Source organism: Nonomuraea sp. NPDC059023 (assembly GCF_042740095.1).
Classification (GTDB): Bacteria; Actinomycetota; Actinomycetes; order Streptosporangiales; family Streptosporangiaceae; genus Nonomuraea.
In genome coordinates this window covers 81,857-99,353 of sequence record NZ_JBHYIO010000009.1, presented here as the reverse complement: position 1 = coordinate 99,353, position 17,497 = coordinate 81,857, and the positions used below count along the sequence as shown (strand labels likewise).

Sequence of the window (17,497 nt, the reverse complement as noted above, 5' to 3'; positions counted from 1 at the left end):
CTCATCTGGCGGTCCGCCGCCTGAACAGGACGGCCGCGATCGGGATGCTGACCGCGACCGCGCCCCCGAGCCAGGCGGCCGCCAGCGCCGCCGACGAGCCCATCGGCTGGTCCAGGAGCAGCGCGCGCAGCGTGTCCACCACGGACGTGACCGGCTGGTGGGTGGCGAAGGCGCGCAGCACCGGCGGCATCGTCTCGGCCGGGACCACCCCGTTGGACAGGTACGGCAGGAAGAGCACGACGAAGCTGAACGCCCCGGCCGCCTGCGTCGAGCGCACGGCCAGCCCCCAGATCACCGCCAGCGACGACATCGCCAGGAGGTACGCCGCCACCAGCGCCAGCACCAGGGCCCACTCGGCGAGCGAGGCCGAGGGCCGGAAGCCGAGCGCGACCGCCGCTGCCAGCGCGATCGCGGACGCCACCATGTTGCGCACCACCGAGGCCACCACGTGCCCGGCCGGCACCGTCCAGCCGCTGATCGGGAGCGTGCGGAAGCGGTCGATCATGCCGCCGGTCATGTCGTCGGCTATGGCCACGGCGGTGAGGGCGGAGCCGTACCCGCCGGACATCAGCAGGACGGAGGGCACGACGAAGTCGATGTAGTCCAGCCCGCTCGACCCCGTGGTGATCGCGCCGCCGAACACGTACACGAACAACAGCATGATGATCACCGGCAGCGCGAGGTTGACGATCAGGCTGTCCGGGGTGCGCAGCTCGCGGCGCAGGTCGCGGCCGACCAGGCGGCGCAGGTCGGCCGCGGCGGTCAGCGCGCTCATGCCGCCACCGCCGTGAGCTCGAAGAAGACGTCGTCGAGTGTGGGTGTGCGCAGCTCGACGCGTTCGACCGGGATGCCCGCCCGGTGCAGTTCGTCCAGGGTGTGCCGGAGGTGGCCGGGACCCTGGACGGCCAGCGTGATCTCGGCCGGGTCCGCCCCGCCCAGAGCGGACAGCAGGGCGCTCGCCCGCGGCACGTCCGCCGGCGCCAGGCGCAGCACGAGACGCTCTGCGCCCACCTGGCGCTTCAGCGCCTCGGGGGAGTCGTCGGCCACGACCCGGCCCCGGCTGATCACCGCGACCCGGTCGGCGAGCTGGTCGGCCTCCTCCAGGTATTGCGTGGTCAGCAGGATGCTCGTCCCTGTGGCGAGCAGTTCGCGGATCACCGCCCACAACTCCACCCGGCTGCGGGGGTCCAGGCCCGTGGTCGGCTCGTCGAGGAAGAGGATGCGCGGCGCCGCGACCATGCTGGCCGCCAGGTCGAGGCGGCGGCGCATGCCGCCCGAATAGGTGCCTACGCGGCGGTTGGCGGCGTTGGCCAGGTCGAAACGCTCCAGGAGCTCCTGCGTCCGCCGCCGGCCCTGGCGGCGGCCGAGGTGGTAGAGGCCGGCGAACAGTTCGAGGTTCTCCCTGCCGGTGAGCAGGTCGTCCACGGTGGCCTGCTGGGCGGTCAGGCCGATGGCCCGGCGTACGGCGACGCCGTCCCGCACCACGTCGTGCCCGCCCACGACCGCGCTGCCGCCGTCCGGAGCCAGGAGCGTGGTCAGGATGCGCACCGTCGTCGTCTTCCCCGACCCGTTGGGCCCGAGCAGCGCCAGCAGCGAGCCCGTGGGCACGGTCAGGTCGATCCCGCCGAGCACCCGCGTGTCCCCGAACGACTTCACCAGCCCCCGCGCCACGATGGCATCTGTGAATGACGTACTGTGTATGACGTTCATAGTTTTAAGATAATGCAGAATCCTAGGAGTGAGTCAAGGGAGGACCTCGATGGACCAGGAACGGCCACTGCCCCCCGTCATCGAGCGGATGTGGGGCCGCGAGCCCGCGCCGCGCCGGGGGCCGCGGCCACGACTCGACCTGGCCATGATCACCGCCGCCGCCATCGAGCTCGCCGACGCCGACGGCATCGGCGGAGTGTCGATGGCGAGCGTCGCCTCACGCGTGGGGGTCGCGGCGACCGCGCTCTACCGTTACGTCGGCAGCAAGGAAGACCTGCTCACCGCGATGGCCGACGCCGTGGCGCCGCTGCCGCCCGACCCGGCGGGGCGGCCATGGCGCGAGTACCTCGCCACCTGGACCCGCGCCCAGCGCGACATCATCCTCGAACACCCGTGGGTGCTGGCGATCAGCCCGTTCGTGCCGCCGATGGGCCCGCGCCGGCTGCTCTGGCTCGACCGCCTGCTGGCCGCCCTCGACGGCACCGGGCTGGACGACGGTGAGCGGATCAACGTGGCCAGCACCCTGACCGGGTACGCGCTGACCGACGCCGCCGTGGTCTACGGGGCCGGCGATCCCGCGTACGAGAAGGCCGGGATCTCCGGCGCCGACGAGTTCGGCGCCGCGCTCGCCGAGGTCCTCGACCCGGCGACCTACCCCGCCCTGTCGGCCGCCGTGCGCGGCGGCGTCTTCTCCGGCGCCGAGGGCTGGGTGGACGACGACGACTTCCTGTTCGGCCTCAACCTGCTGCTCGACGGCGTGGAGCAGCTGATCGCCCGCCGGGGCGGCGTCAGCTAGCCGCGCGCAGGATGCGGACGTACCCCACTTCCGCGACGTTCTTCGTCAGCTCCACGATCAGCCATCCGGCGACGCCCGCCATCGTCTGGCCCTGCCCCCAGGGCAGCTTCGCGACCTTGTCGCCGGAGTCGAGTTCGGCGTCGGTGAGCCCGAGCAGCCCTTCGCGCCAGGCGTCCTTGAGCCCGCGCAGCCACTCGGCCGCCGCGGCGGCGCCGCCCGGCCACACGATCTCCTCGCGCTCGGGCGCGCCGTCACCGAAGCAGTGGCCCAGCGTGGTCGTCCACCAGTAGCCCATGTGCCACATCACCCAGCCGGCCGACATCGCCGGCACGGGGTCCGGCTCGCTGTCGGCCCAGTCGGCCATCCAGCGCCCGTCCGCGCCGAGCCGGACGTTCCAGCTGTGGGTGGCCGGCTCCCAGAGCGCCGCCTCGTCGTCGAGCCCGTCAAGGTGGTACTCGAACAGCGCCCAGGCGATGTCGAGCTGATGGACGAGCAGTTCAGCGCGCTTGGTGACCATGGTCACCGATCCTAGGCACGCGGCCCGCGCCCGCCAACGGGATAAACATTTGGCCGATCCGACGATGAGGCATCCCCTTCCTTGGCCGATACTTCAAGGATGGAGCAGGTCGAATATCTGGAGCCGTCGCTCGCCCAGGTGATCGAGCGGATCGGCCCGCAGTACGTCACGGTCGTCGAGGCGCCGCACGGCGCGGACGTGCCGGTGTCGGGGCCCGCCATCCTGGACCCGGTGCTCGGCGATGCGCCCCGCCCGGGAACGCTGGTCCTGCTCGTCGGCCTGACCGCCGGCTCGCCGGACGCCGAGGCGACGCTACACGGCCTGACCGGCGCCGCGGCGGCGGTGGTGCGCGCCGACGCGGCCGCCGCGAAACGGCTGGCGCCCGCCGCCCGCGCGGCCGGGATCGCCCTGGTCGCGCTGCACACGCAGATGCCGTGGAGCCTCCTGCACACGATGGTCGAGGACGCCGTGCTGCTCGGTGACAGCCTGATCTCCGCCCCGGGCCTGCTCGAAGCCCCGGGCCGTGACCTCGGCAGCGTGCCGCTCGGCGACCTGAACGCGCTGGTCAACGTCATCGCCGAGACGTTCGACCGGCCCGTGGGCATCCTGGACACCGAATGGCGTCTGCTGGCGTACTCCGCCGTGCCCGGCCAGGTCAACGACGAACTCCAGCGCCAGGTCATCCTCACCAAATCCGTGCCCGCCTCCAACGCGCCGCGCGAGACCCGCCGCCTGCTCCTGACCACCCAGCAGGCGCTGCGCTTTCACACCGGCGAGCCGTTCGACCACCCGGAGCAGCGCGTCTGGCGCATCGGCGTGGGCATCCGCAGCGGACCCGAGCCGCTCGGCATGCTCTGGATACTCGAAGGCCACGAGCGACTGCCGGAAGAGCGCCTCGTGCTCGCGGAGGAGTTCGCCCGCCTGGCCGGGGCCCACCTGCTGAGGGCCCGCACCGCCCGCGACGCCGACCGCGAACGCCGCGGCCGCCTGGTCGGCGACGCCCTGGACGGCGACGCCGCCGCCTGCCGACGCCTGGGCCTGCCCCGTACCGGCCTGGCGGTCCTGGCCATCACCTCACAGGGCCAGCCCGAGCACCTGCTCGACGCCGTGGCCACCTACCTGGACGCCTACCGCCGCTCGGCCGCGTGCGTCCTGCGCGACCACACCGTCTACTGCCTCCTGCCGGCGCCCGACCTCCGCACCGCCCGCGACACCGCCGCCGACCTGGCCCGCCGCCTGGCCCCCCGCCACCACCTGACCGCCGCCGTGGGCTCCCTCGCGACGGCCGACACCCTGACCGTCTCCCTGCGCCACGCCGACCTGGTGCTCACCGTGCTGCGTTCCTCGGGCGCGCGGGTGGCCACCATCGACGAGGTACGGCCCGCCGCCGCCCTCATCGAACTCCAATCCCTGCTGTCCGCCCACCCGGACCTCCTGCTCCACACCTTCACCCCGCCTTCGGGCGAGGAGACGGTCACGGCCTGGCTGGAGGCCCACGGCGACATCCGCGCCGCCGCCGCGACCTTGGCCGTCCACCCCAACACCCTCCGCTACCGGCTGCGGCGCCTGGAATCCTCCGGTTACGACCTCTCCACCCCCGACGCCCGCCTCACCACCTGGCTCCGCCTCCGCCTAACCCACCCCCACCCCTGATCCCCCGTCGCGGTGTCAGCGTAGGGCGTCTACGGGTTCCATTCGGGCGGCGCGCAGGGCTGGGTAGAGGCCGGCCAGGAGGCCTACCAGGGCGCCTGCGACCGGTGCCACGACGGCCAGCCGTACGTCCAGCACGGGGGTCCATTGCTTGATCGCGCAGATCACCACGATCGCCACCACCCCCACGGACGCGCCGACCACGCCGCCCGTCAGGCCGGTCAGCGATGACTCCAGCAGGAACTGGGCGGCGACATGGCGGCGGGCCGCGCCCAGCGCGCGGCGCAGGCCGATCTCGGTGACGCGCTCCATGACCGTGACCAGCGTGACGTTCGCGATGCCGACCGCGCCCACGACGAGCGAGACCAGGCCGAGGATCAGGAAGAGCGCGTTGACGTCGTTCTCGACCCCGTCGCGTGCCCTGGTCGGGCTCTGCGGGGCGGTCACCTGCAGCATGGCCGCGTTGCCGGGGCTGAGCGCGAGCGGTGCCTGCTTCGCGATCAGGTCGGCCGCGCCGATGCTGGTGTTGATCAGCACGCGGGTCACCTCGCGCAGGCCGAAGCGCTGGCCGATGGTGGGCGGCAGCAGGACCGCGCTGCCCAGGCTCTTCTCCCGCCGCAGGTCGCCGAGCACCCCGATGACGGTGTAAGCGTGCGTACCGATGAACACGGCCGGAGCGCGGTCGAGCCGTGTCACCCCGAGCAGTTGCGCCGCCCGCTCGCCCAGCACCACCACCTTGTCCCCGCGGGCCAGATGCCCGGCGTCGAAGTACCGGCCCTGGACCATGCGGCCCTTGACCGCGGCGGGCAGACCGGGACTGCTGGCGACCACGGTCAGCGTCAGCTCGGTCATCCGGCTGGGATCGACGAGTTCGTTGGCCCGGACGCTGATGTTGGCGCTCTCCTTGGCCTCGGCCACCGCGGCGGCCGAGGTCACCCCGCGCAGGCGCGTCACCTCTTCCACGTCGCCCCACCCGACCAGCGGATGGTCGTCGCCCGGGACGTCCACGGTGACGGAGGTCGCGGTCAGCTCGTCGAAGCGGCCGACGATCTGGTTGCCGGCGGTGGCGGCGGTGCCCAGCGTGATGACGAGGGTGGCGATGCCCAGCACGGTCCCCAAAGCGGTCAGCGCCGAGCGGACGGGACGGGCCAGCAGGCCGGCCGCCGCCTCGGCCCACAGGTCAAGGATCTTCACTGAGCACTCCGTCCGTGATCCGCAGCCGGCGTCGAGCCCGGCCGCTCACCTCGTTCTCGTGGGTGATGACGACGATCGTCATCCCCTGCGCGCACAGGTCGTCGAACAGGGCGAGCACGCCCTCGGTGTTCTTGCTGTCAAGAGCGCCGGTCGGCTCGTCGCACAGCAGCAGCGAGGGCTCGCCGAGCAGGGCGCGGGCGATGGCGGCGCGCTGGCGTTCGCCGCCGGACAGCCGTTCGGGCGGGAAGTCGACCCGGTGGGAGAGGCCGACCCGGTCCAGTTGTTCCAGGGCGCGGGCTCTGCGGTTCTTGCGGTCGCGCCCGCCGTACACCTCGGCCAGCATGACGTTCTCCACCACGCTGCGGTGCGCGAGCAGATGGAAGGACTGGAAGACGAAGCCGATACGGCTGCCGCGCAGTCTGGTCCGCGCGCTGTCGGGCATCGACGTGGTCTCGATGCCGTCCAGCCGGTAGCTGCCCGAGGTGGGGCGGTCCAGCATGCCCAGCACGTTCAGCAGCGTCGACTTGCCGGATCCGGACGGGCCGACCACCGCCACGTAGTCGGCCGCGCCCACGCGCAGCGACACCTCCGACAGCCCGAGCACCGGCGGGTCGGTGGGGAACTCCTTGGTCAGCCCGGTCAGCTCGATCACCGGCTCAGGCACCGCCTCAGGCACCGCCGACCACCACCCGGTCGCCCTCCTTGAGCTCGCCGGTCACCTCGACGTCGCCGTCGGCGGTCAGCCCGGTGCGTACCTCGACCTCCTTCGTGCGGTCCTTACCGACCTCGACCTGCACCCGGGGCCGGCCGTCCGCCGCCGTGACCACGGCCGCGACCGGCACCGACAGGACCTTCTCCCGCGTCGCGCCGACCGTCACCCGCACGGTGACGCCCGCGCCGGACAGGCCCTTGAGCCCGGCCATCGACCTGGGCGTGATCAGCACCGCCTCCGAGCCGAGCTTGGCCTTGCCCGCTCCTACCGAGCTGACGGTGGCGGGAATGGCCTTGCCCGCCTCGGTCTCGATGACCGCCGCCAGCCCGCGCTTCAACAACTTCGCCTCCGCCGTCTCGACCGAGCCGGACACCACGAACGTCGAGCTCGTCACCGTGGCGAACGCCTTGTCCACCACCCCGCCCGCCTTGACCGCCGCCTTGTGCAGCCGGGCCGGCAGTTTCGGCAGGAACACCACCTCGCCGGCGGGAACGGTCGTGCCGTAGGTGAGCGTGTACTCCGCGAGGATCGCCCTGGCCGCGGCCAGGTCCTTCTGCGCCCCTGCCACCTTGAGCTTGACCGGGGACAGCTGCCTGGCCTGCCGCAACGCCTGGCCGGCCGTGGCGAGGGCCTCGCGGGCGAGCCGTACCGCCTTGCGCGCCTCGGTCAGCCGCCGCTCGCGCGCCTGCTCCGCCTCCACCCGGACGCGGTCGAGCGCCCGGTGCGCGGCGTCCAGGTCGGCGCGCGCGTTGGCGACGCGCAGCTCCTTCAGCCTGCCGTCCGACGGGGTCGGCGTGGGGCTGGGCTCCGGCCGGTTCGCCTCCTGCTCGGCCTCCAGCAGCTTCTCCTCAGCCGTCCGTACGGCGGCCTCTGCCGCCTCCACCTTGGCCGCGTCCTCGGGGGTGAAGTGGGCCGCCTCGTCCAGAGCCCGGCCGGCATCCCGGAGGTCCTGCTTGGCGTTGGCCAGCTTGAGCTTGAGCGGCCCCACGTCCCGCCCCTGCTCCAGCGCCTTGCGCTGGTCGGCCAGCACTTCCTGAGCAGTCTGTACGGCCCGGCGAAGTTCGTCACGCCGCTGCCTGGCCTCGATCGTGGGCTGCTGCGCCGCGTACCCCTTCTTGGCGTAGAAGCGCGTCACCGCCGCGACCGTGGCCGGATCGAACACCCCCGACACCCGCACCCGCAGCGCCCGCTGCAACTGCCGGACATCGTCGCCTTTGGTACCCGGTGCCAGCGTGCGGTGCATCGGCACCTTGCCGGTGAAGGCGAAGACCGGGCGGCCGTTCACCTCCATGAGCGTCCCGCCGTCCCTGACCTTGCCCGGCCGTGGGACACGGGTGGCGCGCTGCAGCGTCTCGCTGCCGCCGACGACTCCGGCCAGCATGATCGGCTGTGGCGAGCCGTACTCCAGAGTGCCCGCGACGACCACGGTGCTGACCAGCTTGCGGCGCTCCACCAGTGCGGTGACCAGCGAGGGCTTGGGCGGCGTGCGCAGCGCGGCCTCGTCCGCCGGCGAGCGCAGCCGCGTGCTCACCCCCCAGCCGGCCCCCGCGACCACGACGACGCCGGCCAGCACGACCAGCAGCAGCTTCTTCTTTCTCACGACTGCGGAAGGAAGCCGAACTTCATCCGCGCCTCGGAGTTGAGCCGCGTGCTCAGAGGGTTGAAGGCGGCATAGAACTCCTTGCCGCACTCCAGGTCGGTCAGCGCCGACTTGATCTCTCTCGTCAGGTACGGCCGCGCCTGCGCCGCCGAGGGCTCCTTCTGCTTCGCGACCAGTTCCTCCCACTCCATCGGACCCCTGTTGACCAGGTCGAGAGGCTTGCTGGAGCTGACCTTCTCCCCCTTGCCGGTCAGGCACTGCGCGAACGGCCCGGCCAGCTCGTTGAGCTTGGCGTCGCCGTTGAGCTCCCTGTCCACCCTCTCGATCTCCTTGGCCGTCAGGTCCGAGAAGTCGGCCAAGGACTTCACCTCGAACCCGAAGACCTGCTTGACCGCGGTGGTGTAGCAGGTCTTCACCTGCAGCTCGTACGCCTCCCGCTGCCCCTTGTCCAACCCCGCCTTGACGGCCTCGTTGGGATCCTTCCTCTCCGGCTCGCCCCCCTCGTCTTTGTAGACGAACCGGGAAAAGGCCCCGTACCCATGCTTGGAGCGGACCTCCTTCAAACTCGCGTAGTCGCCGCTCGCCACCCGCTTCTGAAGGTCGGACTGTTTGAACGGCGGCACGTGGATCACATATTTGAAGCCCTTCTGCTTCATGCAGTCCGCGATCAGTGTTTCCCGCTCGTGCCGTTTGTCCTTCCCCCCGGATTCCGGGGCGGCAGCCGTACTCTCTGCACCGCACCCCGCCAGCAGCGCCAGCCCCAGCAGGCCGCAGACGGCCAGTCGCTTCTTCATGCCGGACACTCTGGGCCCCGCGTTCATCCGCCCCGTAGTGCCCGTGTATCGGCCGTGTATCAGTTGGCATTTACCGTGCTCTGACGGTGTGCTTGACTCCTCCCTTGTAGCCACAGCCTCGGGGAGGGGCCATGGGGGAGTTCGTCGGGATCGACCCCCGCCGGGCGGAACAACTGATGCGGGAAATGGCCGGGGGCCAGGCCGTTCTGGGCCGCGCCAGGCCCGGCCTGGAAGCGGCCATCGCCGAAGCCGGCCCCTCCTGGACCGGCCCTTCCGGCGCCACGGCCATGCACCAATCCTGGGCCTTTCTCGACGAGACCCAGCGCGATCTGAAATGGCGCGTGGACACGCTCCGGCAAATGGTCCCCGGCACCGGCCTGCTGAGCGGATCCCTGCCTTTCATCAGCGAGACGGAGGCGGCCCGCCAGGGCACGGCCGACGGCCGCCGCATAGCCGACGCCCTGAACAACCTCGAACTCGACCACACGGTGGAGACCTGGCGCGCGGTCACCGCGGCAGCAGCCGCCGCGAAATCCCACCTGACCGACCCCGCCTACGCCGCCGCCCTGCTGAACGCCCTCGGCCCCGACAGGTTCCGCGCGTTGTTCATGCTCTGGATGAAGAACAGGGGCCCGGCCATGGACAAGGGCCTGCCTCCCGGCGTCCTCCAGCAGAGCGGCCTGGGTCCGCTGGCCCAGGCGTACGCGAACGCCGAACGAGCCGGCCGCCTCGACGCGAAATGGCTGGCCGCCTTCCTCAAAACCACCCAGCCAGGCGTCCTGACCGCACTGATCACGCTGTCCCGCCCGTCAAGCGGACTCCTGAACCAGGTGGCCACCAGAGTCCTGGGCCGCCCCTTGGCCGCCGACCTCCCCACCAGCCCCAACTGGAACCTGAACGCCCTGATCGACGCCTACGCCCACGACCCCGCCGCCCTGCAGTCGTTGCTGGCCACCGACAAGAACGCCGCAGGATGGCTGCTGCACCCCCAGCGCGTCCAGCTCAGCGGCATAGACGGCCTCCAGATCAAGCTGGCCGCCACCCTGAACCAGGCCTTGACCCAGGGCCCCCACCGCGACCAGGCGATGTTCAACATCATCCGCACTCTGGGCGCCGAGAACAGCCCGTGGATCTCCACCGACTGGGGCATCTGGAGAGACTCGCCGATCAGCGAAACCCTGGCCAGAAACATAGGCCCCTACCTGGACCAGCTGGCCCGCGCCCAGTCCAAACGCGACTCACCCGAACTGACCGCCATCTACCCCACGACCCCCTGGGACACCCTCACCCCCGACGACGCCTCCCGCTTCGCAGGCGTCCTGATGCAGGACGCGGACGCGGCGAAGCTGCTGATGAAAGCCTCCCAGGACTACACGTTGAGCCTCGACATCGGCCGCTTCCGCCCCTTCGGCGACGAGGCCACCCAGGACCAGTACACGTCCCGTGCGGCGCTGGCCGGGGGAGCGGCGAACCTGATGTTGAGCGGGACCACGTATGCGGAGTGGGCTGACGACGAGTATGCGGATTGGGTGGCGGGGGTGGCGTTGCTGCCTGTTTCATGGCTTTCCAACAAATACTGGCCCATCCAAAACCCTGCGACAGCCACCGGCCGCGACATCGGCCTGGACGCGGCGAAAGATGGTGTGAAAGAGGCGATTACCGACTATCTCGACAAGAAGACTCCGGCCACGGCGGAAACCGTTGCGGATGGCATTGTTGCGCGGCAGGCTGAGTGGGTGCAGGATTCACTGACGCAGCACGGCCAGAAACCATTGACGGCGGCTCAGGAGAACGAGGTTCGCATGGCGTTCCGCGGTCGGCTCTACGATGCCTTGCTCAAGGCCCTGGAACAGCGGGGAGGATGAGAAATGACCATCCCCAGCCAAAGTGAGCTGCTTCGACAGGCCGCGGAAAAAGAACTGCTCGCGACCGCGTTCATCCAGTACGCCGAAGACCTGGACAAGGTTTTCTCCGGCGCTCTGGCACGGCCTCGGGAAGTCGAAACCTTCTGGAAGGGGCCGTCCTCGGACCGCTTCACCTCTCGGGCCGCCCAGCTGCATCGCGAGATCGACCTGCTACGGGAGAGTTGCGCGTCCACTGCCGACCGCCTGCGCAAGCAAGCCCAGCTCGCGCGTACCGAGGCAGCTCAGCTGACCATCTGAGACTGAGGTCATCCACTGCGTTCGTAGCAGCTGGTCTTGCCGACGATCATGATGTTGGGTTTCTGCGCGGTACGCACGGCAATCAGGAAGGTGATCCCGGTGGTCGGGTGCCGCAATACCGCGGTCCCCAGATTTTCATCACCAAGATCCGACTTATCCACAACCACTTCGTAACTACGCAGCCGTAGCGCACTCGCCATCAGGCCTACGGCGTTGCTCGGCGCGGGCACATAGGGCGGGTCCTTGAAATCGCCCTCGGCACGGAAGAATCGCTGGATCTGACCTTTCAGGCATCCCACTTCGCTGTCGCGATCCGCTCGTTCCGTGGCAGCGGCCGAACCCGAGGAGGCCAGGTCCTGAGAGGCGAGTATCCGGTCGCCTTCCGCGACCAGCAGTTTCGCGGCCTCATCCAAACCGGGTTTCGCAGGATCCCCTGAACAGCCCGTTACCCCGATAAGGGAAACGAGCGCTGCTGCGGCTGCCAGTCGTCGAATGTCTGGGCGCACGACCGGGACACTACCCAACCCGTACTCCCGCGTACACCTGTCAAGGCGTCACGCCAGGTAGAGCCGATCCCGGAACGCCCCCCGCTCCGCACGCTTGGCGGCGGCCACCTTCTCGATCATGTCCCAGTCATGCCCGTCGGCGGTGGCGATGGCCCGCAGCACCTCGTACACATCCGCGATCTCCCCGGCGACCTCCCCGGCCGAGGCGTCACGCAGTTCGGCGGACTCCTCGAACAGCTTCTCCACCAGAGCCCGGCGATACTCCGCCGGGCCGAGCACGCGAACGGCCGGCTCGCCGCCGTTCTGTCGGATGATCTCCGGGATGTTGTCCCGCACCAGCTTGCCCATGACGCGCGAGCCTACCGAGTCGCAGTGACAATCCTCGGTGATCGCGAACTACCCTGAAACGATCAAATATCGTGATCAAGGCTGGTATGTCGGGATGACTGTGGAGTTCTTCCGCGAGGAGCCGACCGCCCGAACCTCATGGCGGCTGGCGGTGCTCATGGGCGCCAACGTGCGTACCTACAAGTTCGCCCTGGGTGAGGCTTTGCTGGGGGCCGCGGCCGAAGGGCGTGGCGACATCCTGCTCAAGGATCTGGCCGGGCCGTACGCGATGAGTCTGGTGGAGCATCTGGCCCAGGCGCCGCAGGCGTCACCCAAGGTCGTGGCCGCCGGGGCGGACTTCCTGGCGGTGGCTCGGGAGGAGGCGGCCGAGTCCATGCAGCTCGGCGCGCCTACGGAGAAGCTGCTGGCCGCGGCGATGAAGTCGATGCCCGCCATGGTGATGCGGAAGTTTCACCGGCTGCGCGGTGACGGCGGCGCCGAGGTGCCTCATCGCTTCTATGAAGTCACGGGGTCTGCTCGCGAGCGGGTGGTCAGGCTGACGGGGCCGCTTCTCGAGGTCGCGCTGTCCGAGCAGCGACCGAGCTTGCGGGCGGAGCTGGCGGCGCGGTGGAGCATCGTCGAGATGTCGTTCGCCGCGGGCGTGGGCAGAAGCCTGGTCGAGGAGGGGGTCGCGGTCGATCTGCAGACGCTGCGGATCACCGACAAGGAACGGCGGCGCCCGGTCGCCGGAGTCACCGAAGCCGTCATCGGGTTCCAGCATGGCCGCTGCGGCATCTGCGGTGATCCGCTTATCCCCGGCGTCGACGAGATCGCGGTCGACCACGTGTTCCCGTACTCGTTCAGGCGCCTCATGCCCGCCATCGACCTGGACGCGATCTGGAACCTCGCCCCCGCGCACCGGCCCTGCAACGCCCAGAAGAGCAACCAGCCGCCCACACCCGGTCAGCTCACCCGGCTGGCCATGCGGAACGAGGCGATCATGCTGTCGCCCCATCCGCTGAAGCGCACCCTCCAGCTCACGCTGAAGCGGCACGGCTTCCGGGGCGGATGGTGGGACTTCATCCAGGGGGTACGCGACCAGCTCGGGTAGCGAGCCGTACCGTGAAGGCGTGGGGGTCGTCTAGATTGCTCAGCACAGGAGGTGGGCGATGCGACGGATCGTTCTCGTCGGGCTGGGCGACGTTGAGCTGGTTCGGCGCGTGCTCTCTGATCTGCTGCTCACCCCGGCCCTTCGCGGGCAACTCGAGGTCGTGCTTCATGATGCCGACCCTGGGCTGAGGGCGACGGCGGAGGCGCTGGTCAGGTCGCTGGATGCCGAGGCGGACGCGCGGGCCGTGATCAGCGTGAGTGCCGAGCGGCGGCGGGCGCTGGCTGGGGCGGATTTCGTGGTGGCGGCCATAGACGTGGGCGGGTTCGAGGCCACGCTCAAGGACTTCGAGATCCCCCACCGGTACGGCCTGCGCCAGACCATAGGCGACACCATCGGCATAGGCGGCATCTTCCGCGGTCTGCGCGGCATCCCGACGTTCGTCGAGCTGGGTCACGAGATGGCCGAGCTGTGCCCCGAGGCGTGGCTGCTGAGCTGCAGTGATCCGATGGCCATGACCGGTCTGGCGGTGCAGCTCGCCACGGGTTTCACCCGGTTCGCCGGCTCCTGCCACTCGGTCTGCGACACCCACCTCTATCTTGCCGACCTGGTGGGAAGAGGGCTTGACGAGGTCGAGTTCGTCACCGCGGGGCTCAATCACCAGTCGTTCGTGCTGCGGTTCGAGGCGGAAGGGCGCTCGCTCTATCCGGAGCTCGACGCCGCCCTGGCCGCCGACGATCAGCATGTCCGCGTGGAGATCTACCGGCGTTTCGGATATTTCCCGACGGAGTCGAGCGAGCACGCGGCCGAGTACTTCCCCTGGTTCATGCGGCACAAGGACGAGACCTCGCGGCTCGGCGTCCAGGTCGAGGAGTACCTGAGGCGCAGCGGCCAGTCCCTGCACCGATACGAGGAGACCAGGCGCGCGCTGTCGGCGGGACGTTCGCTGCTGGTGCGCTGGCACCACCCCGAGCCCGCCTCCGTGGCGATGCTGGCCATGCTGACCGGCCAGCCCAAGGAGGTCTACGTCAACGTCCCGAACGAGGGCCTCATCGAGAACCTGCCGCGCGAGGCCTGCGTGGAGGTCCCGGCCCTGGTCGACGCCACCGGCATCCACCCCAAGCGGATCGGCGAGCTCCCGGTCCAGCTCGTCGCGCTCAACCGGACCTTCCAGAACGTGGTGGAGCTGACCGTGCGGGCCGTACTCGACGGCGAAAGGCGGCACGTCCACCACGCCGCGATGGTCGACCCCAACACCGCCGCGACGCTGCCGCTACACGCCATCGAGGCGCTGTGCGACGAGCTGATCGACGCCCACGGCGACCTCATGCCGGAAGGGGTGCGCCGATGACCGAGCCCGTGCCCACGGAGGTGCGGCGCGAGCGCATGCTCGGCCTGCTCATGGAGCAGGAGTTCGCGCGGGTGGCCGAGCTCGCCGAGGCGTTCGGCGTGTCGAGCGTGACCGTCCGCGCGGACCTCGACGCGCTCGAAGAGCACGGCAAGGTACGACGGGTCCGCGGCGGAGCGGTGGCGGCGGGCCCACCGGCGGCCCCGGGCGAACCATCGTTCGAGCAGTCACTCGGCGCCGCCGCCGTCGAGAAGGCTCACATCGCCAAGCTCGCCGCCCACCTGGTGCGCTCCGGTGACAGCGTGCTCATGGGCGCAGGCACCACGACCACGTACGTGGCCAGGGAGATGGTGGCCCGTACCGATCTGACCGACGTGACGGTGTTCACCAACGGGCTGCGTACCGCGCTGGAGCTGGAGCCCGCGCTCCCGCGGTTCGCGATCATCGTGACCGGCGGCAGCCTGCGCCGGGCCCAGCATTCGCTGGTGGACCCGCTGGCGAGCAAGCTCCTGGAGGGCGTGCGGGCGGCCAAGGTCTTCCTCGGCTGCGGCGGGGTGCACCCGGAGGGCGGGTTCACCAACGTCAACCTGCCCGACGCGGAGATGAAGCAGCGCATGCTCAAGGCGGGCGCCCGGCGGATCATGGTCGCCGACTCCACGAAGCTCGGCGTGATCGAGATGGCCCCGATCTGCCCGCTGAACGGCGTCGACCTGCTCATCACCGGTGAGCAGGCCGATCCCGTGGTCGTGGAGTCGTTGCGGGCGGGCGGGCTAGAGGTTCAGCTGGCGTAGGGAGTCGGGCAGCAGGTCCCAGTGCGCCCGGGTCAGGTCGTCGCACATGCGGGAGATGTCCGCCAGCGGCAGGGTCGCCGAGGCGTTGGGGTCGACCATGACGGCATGCCGTACATGATCGGGACGCCCTTCCAGCGCGGCACGGACGGTCAGTTCCGCGACGCTGACATAGGCCTGGTTGAGCGCCGCGCACTGCGGCGGCAGCGCGCCCACCCTGGTCGGCCGCACGCCGCCGCCGTCGACCGCGCACGGAACCTCGACCACGCTGCCCGCGGGCAGGTTGGAGATGAGGCCGTCGTTGACGACGTTGCCGTAGACGATCCGTGGCGTGCCGGTCGCGATGCTGTGGATGATCTGCGGGGCGTACTCGTTCGTGCCCTCGACGGTCAGGGCCCGCCCATGCTGTACGGCGTCGCGGGTGCGCCCGTATTCCGCGAGGTTCTCCGCACTGATGCGGACATAGTCGCCGACCGGGATGCGCAGCCGTTCGATCTCGCTGTCGTGCCTGAGCAGCCACGGCAGGTACTCGGCGGAATGCTCGCTGGTCTCGGTCGGGTAGTAGCCGAACCGGCGGAACATCTCCACCCGGACCCGCCGGCTCAGCTCGGGGTCGCGTACGTCGAGCCGGTCGTAGAGGTTCTCGCCGTCACGCTCGAAGCGCAGCACCCAGGCCTGGTGGTTGACGCCCGCGGCGAGGTAGGTGACCTCCTCGTACGGCACGCCGACCAGCGCGGCCAGATCGTGCATGGTCCAGTAGACCGAGTGGCACAATCCGACGACGTTGCGCACCTTGCCGGACAGGTACCAGACGTTCATGGCCATCGGGTTGGTGTAGTTCAGCAGCCAGGCGTCGGGGCAGACCGCGTTCATGTCGGCGGCCAGGGCGTCGAGCACGGGGAACGTGCGCAGCGCGCGGAACACCCCGCCGACCCCGATGGTGTCGGCGATGGTCTGGCGCAGGCCGTAGCGGGCGGGGATCTCGAAGTCGGTCACGGTCGCCGCGTGCCCGCCGACCTGGATCATGTTGATCACGAAGTCGGCGTTCTCCAGCGCGTACTTCCTGTCGAGGCTCGCGCTGAGGTTGGTGACCCCGACGTGCCGCGCGACCGCCTCGGCCACCTCCAGACGCTCGGCGTCGATGTCGTGCAGGGCGATATGGGCGTCTTTGAGCTCCGGAAAGGCCATCAGGTCGGCCAGCAGGCCCTGCGTGAACACGACGCTGCCCGCGCCGACGAAAACAATCTTCATGAAGTGGCTTCCTCCCAGGTGGGCTGCGCCGCTGTGCCCCCCGCGGCTCGGGTCGAGAGGGTTCCCGCCTTCGCGGCCACGGCCAGGCTCCGCCGTACGGCGAGGCCGTTCGCCCGCGCGGCGAGGAAGCCCGCGTTGAAGCTGTCTCCGGCGCCCACGGTGTCCACGACCCGGGCCGGTGTGGCGGGGACGCGGATCACGGCGCCGTCGTGCACGGCGAGGGCGCCCTCGGCGCCGCACTTGATCACCGGCGTCGTGATCCTGGCGAGCTCGGCCGCCGCTTCCTCCACGGTCGCGGCGCCGGTGACGGCGAGCGCCTCGCGGTCGTTCGGCAGGAAATAGTCGGTGACGGCGAGCAGTTCGTCCAGGCCCTTCCACTGGCCGGACGGGTCGTCGTTGGTGTCGAGCGAGGTCGTGGACGCGACCGTGCGGAAGTACTCCGCCAGCCCCGAGCCCAGCCCCGGCTGCAGAAAATAGGATGAGACGTGCACATGGGCGGCCCGCAGACCGTCCGGAATGTCGGCGACCGTCAGCCGATCCAGGCAGCCCGTGGCGGTCAGAATGGCCCGGTCGGTCCCGTCGGTGAGCACGACCGTGAGCGCCGTCTCCGCGTCAGGATCCACCACGCAGGACGAGACGTCCACGCCGCGTTTCTCCAGTTCGTCCAGGACGAACCGGCCCGCCGCGTCATCGCCCACCCGCCCGGCGAAGGCGGTCCGCAGACCGAGCCGGGCCGCGCCGCACGCGGTGATCGCCCCGGAGCCGCCGAGCGTCAGCCGTCCCGCCTCGACGAGTTCTTCGCGCTGACCGAAGGCGGGGACCCGGGGCGCGCCGGTGACGATCACGTCCGGGTTGGCGTCACCGACGACGAGTAGGTCGAAGTCCATGCCCCGGACCATCGCAGCGCCTTCAGTAACTTGTCAATACTTTCGTTTCCGGAGGCATTGACAAGTTTTCGAAAGTCATCATGATGGGCTCCAACGCAATCCCCCCGCCAGGAGGTCCCATGCCCGGCCCAGACTGCCCGCCGCCGA

18 protein-coding genes are annotated in these 17,497 nt (G+C 70.3%); 7 read left to right on the top strand and 11 right to left on the bottom strand.

What is annotated here, in order from left to right; all coding sequences use genetic code 11:
* Position 1: 1 nt before the first annotated feature.
* Positions 2 to 775 carry an ABC transporter permease gene (locus tag ACFWYW_RS17515; RefSeq protein WP_379620000.1) on the bottom strand — a complete coding sequence of 258 codons (774 nt, stop codon included), beginning with the start codon at positions 773 to 775 and terminating at the stop codon, positions 2 to 4.
* Positions 772 to 1,710: an ATP-binding cassette domain-containing protein gene (locus ACFWYW_RS17510; RefSeq protein WP_379619997.1), complete on the bottom strand. Its 939-nt coding sequence runs from the start codon at positions 1,708 to 1,710 to the stop codon at positions 772 to 774. The genes ACFWYW_RS17515 and ACFWYW_RS17510 overlap by 4 nt, the downstream gene beginning before the upstream one ends.
* 49 nt (positions 1,711 to 1,759) lie before the next feature.
* Between ACFWYW_RS17510 and ACFWYW_RS17505 the strand changes: the two genes are divergently transcribed.
* Entirely contained in the window at positions 1,760 to 2,506 is a 747-nt protein-coding gene (locus ACFWYW_RS17505) for a TetR/AcrR family transcriptional regulator (RefSeq protein WP_379619995.1), read from the top strand.
* Here the strand turns inward: ACFWYW_RS17505 and ACFWYW_RS17500 are convergent.
* On the bottom strand, positions 2,499 to 3,023 hold the full coding sequence (locus tag ACFWYW_RS17500) for a DinB family protein (protein WP_379619993.1): 525 nt from the start codon (positions 3,021 to 3,023) through the stop codon (positions 2,499 to 2,501). The genes ACFWYW_RS17505 and ACFWYW_RS17500 overlap by 8 nt on opposite strands.
* A 99-nt stretch (positions 3,024 to 3,122) precedes the next feature.
* On the opposite strand from ACFWYW_RS17500, the gene ACFWYW_RS17495 reads away from it, so the two are divergent.
* Entirely contained in the window at positions 3,123 to 4,676 is a 1,554-nt protein-coding gene (locus ACFWYW_RS17495) for a PucR family transcriptional regulator (RefSeq protein ID WP_379619991.1), read from the top strand.
* A gap of 15 nt (positions 4,677 to 4,691) precedes the next feature.
* Here ACFWYW_RS17495 and ACFWYW_RS17490 read toward each other — a convergent pair whose 3' ends face one another.
* Genes ACFWYW_RS17490 through ACFWYW_RS17475 form a run of 4 tightly spaced genes read right to left on the bottom strand, consistent with a single transcriptional unit; the run spans position 4,692 to position 8,973 of the window.
* Complete coding sequence (locus ACFWYW_RS17490; protein ID WP_379619989.1) at positions 4,692 to 5,867, bottom strand: ABC transporter permease; 1,176 nt, start codon at positions 5,865 to 5,867, stop codon at positions 4,692 to 4,694.
* Complete coding sequence (locus tag ACFWYW_RS17485) at positions 5,854 to 6,543, bottom strand: ABC transporter ATP-binding protein (RefSeq protein WP_379619987.1); 690 nt, start codon at positions 6,541 to 6,543, stop codon at positions 5,854 to 5,856. Before ACFWYW_RS17485 ends, ACFWYW_RS17490 begins: the two co-directional genes overlap by 14 nt.
* Positions 6,536 to 8,179: a peptidoglycan-binding protein gene (locus tag ACFWYW_RS17480; protein WP_379619985.1), complete on the bottom strand. Its 1,644-nt coding sequence runs from the start codon at positions 8,177 to 8,179 to the stop codon at positions 6,536 to 6,538. Before ACFWYW_RS17480 ends, ACFWYW_RS17485 begins: the two co-directional genes overlap by 8 nt.
* Positions 8,176 to 8,973, bottom strand: a complete 798-nt coding sequence (locus tag ACFWYW_RS17475) for a hypothetical protein (protein WP_379619983.1) — start codon at positions 8,971 to 8,973, stop codon at positions 8,176 to 8,178. The genes ACFWYW_RS17480 and ACFWYW_RS17475 overlap by 4 nt, the downstream gene beginning before the upstream one ends.
* A 131-nt stretch (positions 8,974 to 9,104) precedes the next feature.
* On the opposite strand from ACFWYW_RS17475, the gene ACFWYW_RS17470 reads away from it, so the two are divergent.
* On the top strand, positions 9,105 to 10,838 hold the full coding sequence (locus ACFWYW_RS17470) for a hypothetical protein (protein WP_379619981.1): 1,734 nt from the start codon (positions 9,105 to 9,107) through the stop codon (positions 10,836 to 10,838).
* Positions 10,839 to 10,841: 3 nt separating this feature from the next.
* Positions 10,842 to 11,135, top strand: coding sequence for a hypothetical protein (locus tag ACFWYW_RS17465; RefSeq protein WP_379619979.1), 294 nt, complete (start codon positions 10,842 to 10,844; stop codon positions 11,133 to 11,135).
* Between the two features lie 8 nt (positions 11,136 to 11,143).
* Here the strand turns inward: ACFWYW_RS17465 and ACFWYW_RS17460 are convergent, their stop codons facing one another.
* Complete coding sequence (locus ACFWYW_RS17460) at positions 11,144 to 11,641, bottom strand: hypothetical protein (RefSeq protein ID WP_379619977.1); 498 nt, start codon at positions 11,639 to 11,641, stop codon at positions 11,144 to 11,146.
* A gap of 48 nt (positions 11,642 to 11,689) precedes the next feature.
* Positions 11,690 to 11,989: a nucleoside triphosphate pyrophosphohydrolase gene (locus tag ACFWYW_RS17455; RefSeq protein ID WP_379619975.1), complete on the bottom strand. Its 300-nt coding sequence runs from the start codon at positions 11,987 to 11,989 to the stop codon at positions 11,690 to 11,692.
* A 94-nt stretch (positions 11,990 to 12,083) separates the two neighbouring features.
* Between ACFWYW_RS17455 and ACFWYW_RS17450 the strand changes: the two genes are divergently transcribed.
* The 3 genes from ACFWYW_RS17450 to ACFWYW_RS17440 are packed head-to-tail and all read left to right on the top strand — an operon-like array spanning position 12,084 to position 15,215.
* Positions 12,084 to 13,079, top strand: coding sequence for an HNH endonuclease (locus ACFWYW_RS17450; RefSeq protein ID WP_379619973.1), 996 nt, complete (start codon positions 12,084 to 12,086; stop codon positions 13,077 to 13,079).
* A gap of 58 nt (positions 13,080 to 13,137) precedes the next feature.
* Positions 13,138 to 14,427: an alpha-glucosidase/alpha-galactosidase gene (locus tag ACFWYW_RS17445; protein WP_379619971.1), complete on the top strand. Its 1,290-nt coding sequence runs from the start codon at positions 13,138 to 13,140 to the stop codon at positions 14,425 to 14,427.
* The gene (locus ACFWYW_RS17440; RefSeq protein ID WP_379619969.1) at positions 14,424 to 15,215 is read left to right on the top strand and encodes a DeoR/GlpR family DNA-binding transcription regulator; all 792 of its coding nucleotides are present in this window, start codon (positions 14,424 to 14,426) and stop codon (positions 15,213 to 15,215) included. The genes ACFWYW_RS17445 and ACFWYW_RS17440 overlap by 4 nt, the downstream gene beginning before the upstream one ends.
* Here the strand turns inward: ACFWYW_RS17440 and ACFWYW_RS17435 are convergent.
* Both ACFWYW_RS17435 and ACFWYW_RS17430 read right to left on the bottom strand, forming a co-directional pair.
* Positions 15,195 to 16,463 (bottom strand): alpha-glucosidase/alpha-galactosidase, encoded by a 1,269-nt coding sequence (locus ACFWYW_RS17435; RefSeq protein WP_379619967.1) that lies wholly within the window; start codon positions 16,461 to 16,463, stop codon positions 15,195 to 15,197. The two genes, ACFWYW_RS17440 and ACFWYW_RS17435, sit on opposite strands and share 21 nt — an antisense overlap.
* Entirely contained in the window at positions 16,460 to 17,350 is an 891-nt protein-coding gene (locus tag ACFWYW_RS17430; protein ID WP_379619965.1) for a carbohydrate kinase family protein, read from the bottom strand. The genes ACFWYW_RS17435 and ACFWYW_RS17430 overlap by 4 nt, the downstream gene beginning before the upstream one ends.
* Positions 17,351 to 17,497 lie beyond the last annotated feature (147 nt).

Excerpts from the sequence above, each read along its gene's own strand:
- ACFWYW_RS17515 (WP_379620000.1), bottom strand. The coding sequence starts at position 775 with ATGAGCGCGCTGACCGCCGCGGCCGACCTGCGCCGCCTGGTCGGCCGC.
- ACFWYW_RS17510 (WP_379619997.1), bottom strand. The coding sequence starts at position 1,710 with ATGAACGTCATACACAGTACGTCATTCACAGATGCCATCGTGGCGCGG.
- ACFWYW_RS17505 (WP_379619995.1), top strand. The coding sequence starts at position 1,760 with ATGGACCAGGAACGGCCACTGCCCCCCGTCATCGAGCGGATGTGGGGC.
- ACFWYW_RS17500 (WP_379619993.1), bottom strand. The coding sequence starts at position 3,023 with ATGGTCACCAAGCGCGCTGAACTGCTCGTCCATCAGCTCGACATCGCC.
- ACFWYW_RS17495 (WP_379619991.1), top strand. The coding sequence starts at position 3,123 with ATGGAGCAGGTCGAATATCTGGAGCCGTCGCTCGCCCAGGTGATCGAG.
- ACFWYW_RS17475 (WP_379619983.1), bottom strand. The coding sequence starts at position 8,973 with ATGAAGAAGCGACTGGCCGTCTGCGGCCTGCTGGGGCTGGCGCTGCTG.
- ACFWYW_RS17470 (WP_379619981.1), top strand. The coding sequence starts at position 9,105 with ATGGGGGAGTTCGTCGGGATCGACCCCCGCCGGGCGGAACAACTGATG.
- ACFWYW_RS17465 (WP_379619979.1), top strand. The coding sequence starts at position 10,842 with ATGACCATCCCCAGCCAAAGTGAGCTGCTTCGACAGGCCGCGGAAAAA.
- ACFWYW_RS17455 (WP_379619975.1), bottom strand. The coding sequence starts at position 11,989 with ATGGGCAAGCTGGTGCGGGACAACATCCCGGAGATCATCCGACAGAAC.
- ACFWYW_RS17450 (WP_379619973.1), top strand. The coding sequence starts at position 12,084 with ATGACTGTGGAGTTCTTCCGCGAGGAGCCGACCGCCCGAACCTCATGG.
- ACFWYW_RS17445 (WP_379619971.1), top strand. The coding sequence starts at position 13,138 with ATGCGACGGATCGTTCTCGTCGGGCTGGGCGACGTTGAGCTGGTTCGG.
- ACFWYW_RS17440 (WP_379619969.1), top strand. The coding sequence starts at position 14,424 with ATGACCGAGCCCGTGCCCACGGAGGTGCGGCGCGAGCGCATGCTCGGC.
- ACFWYW_RS17435 (WP_379619967.1), bottom strand. The coding sequence starts at position 16,463 with ATGAAGATTGTTTTCGTCGGCGCGGGCAGCGTCGTGTTCACGCAGGGC.
- ACFWYW_RS17430 (WP_379619965.1), bottom strand. The coding sequence starts at position 17,350 with ATGGACTTCGACCTACTCGTCGTCGGTGACGCCAACCCGGACGTGATC.